This window comes from Bacillus sp. AFS001701, assembly GCF_002559405.1.
GTDB lineage: Bacteria > Bacillota > Bacilli > Bacillales > Bacillaceae_G > Gottfriedia.
In genome coordinates, this window is record NZ_NTZO01000704.1 from 1 (window position 1) to 217 (window position 217).

At 33.6% G+C, this 217-nt stretch carries 1 protein-coding gene; it reads right to left on the reverse strand.

From position 1 onward, the window contains the following. Nucleotides 1–139 precede the first annotated feature (139 nt). Nucleotides 140–217: cold-shock protein (locus CN514_RS24740; RefSeq protein WP_176526075.1), on the reverse strand; the 78-nt coding region annotated here is incomplete at its 5' end.

Consider the following 217-nt stretch of genomic DNA (forward strand, 5'->3'; position numbering starts at 1 on the left):
AGCCTTAAATCTAAAAAACTAGGAGGAAAGTTTGTGAAGAAGTGTACTTAAACTAAACGGGGTGCGTTAGTTCAACAAGAAAATAACAAAAAAGAGTAGAAAACAGATTTCTGTTTTTTCTACTCTTTTATTCTTTTTGTTATGCTTTTTGAACGTTTGTAGCTTGTGGACCACGTTGACCATTTTCTACTTCGAAAGTAACTGCTTGACCTTCATC